The 459-nt window shown below is 61.4% G+C and carries 1 protein-coding gene; it reads left to right on the forward strand.

The features are described 5' to 3' along the window. Positions 1-459, forward strand: a 459-nt coding sequence (locus tag EXE42_RS18975; RefSeq protein ID WP_158293777.1) for a hypothetical protein, incomplete at both ends; no start/stop codon positions are given.

The following is a 459-nucleotide window of genomic DNA, read 5'->3' on the forward strand; positions in this document are numbered from 1 at the left end:
CGACGGTGCCGTTAAGCTGCGGATCGTCGCCTCCAGCGCGAATCAACGCGTTGAGTTCACGCGGACGGCACAGGTCACGTGCGAGAGTGTCGACGTGTGCGCGCCCCGGGAGCTCCCCTCCGGATGCGTTATTAACAAGGTTCCAAGGAAGTCCACCGACTGTAGCGTCGTAATCGACACGCCGAACCAGATCAAAGAGAATGTGGCGGGCAACACCACGATCGGGGGCGCGGCCGAGTTCCGCTCGGAGAGCCAAGTCGACCTGAAGCTCAGGGGGAATTCGACCGTTCGAGAGTATCTCAGGATCGACACGCCGAGTCAGATCGGCTTGGACATTGGCGGCAACAGTCGCGTCCAAGGCGTGATCAAACTACAGACGGAGTCGCAGGTCGAGTTCAACGTGTCGACGCCCGTCGGTGGAGGGGTCTGCGTCGAGAACGCGGGAGAGGTGACGTTCTC

Origin of the sequence: Halorubrum sp. SP3, from assembly GCF_005435195.1 — an archaeon.
In the GTDB taxonomy this organism is placed as follows: Archaea; Halobacteriota; Halobacteria; order Halobacteriales; family Haloferacaceae; genus Halorubrum; species Halorubrum sodomense.